3 protein-coding genes are annotated in these 1,708 nt (G+C 33.0%); 1 reads left to right on the plus strand and 2 read right to left on the minus strand.

Going from position 1 to position 1,708, the window contains the following annotated elements; translation table 11 throughout:
- Positions 1–131: 131 nt before the first annotated feature.
- Complete coding sequence (locus CLPUN_RS06660; RefSeq protein WP_242954065.1) at positions 132–710, minus strand: DNA-3-methyladenine glycosylase family protein; 579 nt, start codon at positions 708–710, stop codon at positions 132–134.
- A 144-nt stretch (positions 711–854) separates the two neighbouring features.
- Between CLPUN_RS06660 and CLPUN_RS06665 the strand changes: the two genes are divergently transcribed.
- Positions 855–1,163: an MGMT family protein gene (locus tag CLPUN_RS06665; RefSeq protein ID WP_077846540.1), complete on the plus strand. Its 309-nt coding sequence runs from the start codon at positions 855–857 to the stop codon at positions 1,161–1,163.
- A 158-nt stretch (positions 1,164–1,321) separates the two neighbouring features.
- Here the strand turns inward: CLPUN_RS06665 and CLPUN_RS06670 are convergent.
- The coding region (locus tag CLPUN_RS06670; protein WP_158078715.1) for an ATP-binding protein at positions 1,322–1,708 on the minus strand (387 nt) is incomplete at its 5' end.

Consider the following 1,708-nt stretch of genomic DNA (forward strand, 5'->3'; position numbering starts at 1 on the left):
ATTAATTTTAAGTTCTGAATAAATATTTGTTTGTATAATCATAATTACCTCCGTTAAATCTTGAGTAATTATAATTTATAAAAACTAAATTGTACATTCTTATATGATCATTTCCTTACATTCTTATGGTATCATTTATAACGATATCGTTCAAAACGGACACGATCAATTGTCTTATGATGATAAACCATGCATATACCACGTAGAATTGCAAGGTCACCATAACTGAATACGTTTGGTCTTTCCAAACAGAAAAGCAGAATCATTTCTGCAGTCCATATGCCAATTCCTTTTAATGAGGAAAGAACTTTGATTGCTTCTTCGTCGAACAGTTCAGGTATGCGCTGAAGGTTAAATTCTCCTGAGTCCACTTTTGCTGCAAAGTCAGTAATATATTCTTCTTTTTTATATGTCATACCCATAGACTGTAGCTCTGGAACGCCCACTTTTAGGATTGTTTGTTCATTCACCTCTCCAAAAGACGTCTGCATACGGTTCCATATGGTTTTTTGCGCTTTTGTAGAAATTTGTTGTCCGATTATATGATGAACTACAGATGAGAACAAACCATCATCTGTAGGGCGGTCAATATGCCCAATCTGTTCTATCACTTCAGCTAAACGTCTGTCTTTTCTTTTCAAATAGGCAATTTCCGTATTACCATAGGGAAAATAGTTGTTTTTATTCATATTTAAATTTGATAGTTTCATTATCACTGCTCATCACTGTGTTGCGTTGACACACTTTTTATTTTTTGTTAGTATTATATCATTAAAACAGAAGATTAAATATTAAAATATTGTGCAAAAATATCACAATATCTCCAAGTAAGGGTTCGTATCACAGGTGAATATATGAAAAAGATTATGAATGAACAATTAATTTATGAAATACTTTCCGTTGTGGAAGAAATCCCAGAAGGGAAGGTAGCTACATATGGACAAATTGCCAGCCTTATTGGCAGAAACAAAAATGCACGGCTTGTCGGGAAGGTTCTTAGCCAGGCAGAATTTTATGGGAGATATCCATGTCATCGTGTGGTAAATCATGCTGGAAGGTTGGCACCGGGGTGGCAGGAACAACGATTTCTGCTATTAGAAGAAGGTGTATCATTTAAAGATGAGAATCATGTTGATATGAAGGAAAATCAGTGGGACTGTTAGGATGGAGATGCAAGATGAATTAACAGAATTATTTAAATTCGATAAATCTAAATAAGGAAACCAATTTTCCATATGTATTTTATACATAATTTTTAGACCAAATTATAATTAAAATCCTTTCCACCAAAAAATGGTTATTGCTATTCTAAAGTATTAAGCTAAGCTTTGGTTTCTTTCATTCTATACGAATTACCATTCATGTTAACAACATATGATTTATGTGTTAGTCTATCGGTCATAGCAGCTGTCATCACAGGATCTCCAAATATTTCACCCCATCTATCAAATGATAGGTTCGTAGTTATTATGGTGGATTTCTGTCCGGCTCGTAGATATATATTTGTAAAGAGTAGCTCTGCCCCCTCTTTATCAGCTGATATATAACCAAATTCATCTAAAATAACCAGATCATATTTAAATAATTTGTTTTGATATGTCCTTAAGGTTTTAGTTGATTTTAATTCTTTCAATTGTGTAATAAAAAGCGGAACAGTTGTAAATAATACTTTATATCCCTCTAAGCATGCTTTCATTCCTAAAGCACT

This window comes from Clostridium puniceum, assembly GCF_002006345.1.
GTDB classification, from domain to species: Bacteria; Bacillota; Clostridia; order Clostridiales; family Clostridiaceae; genus Clostridium; species Clostridium puniceum.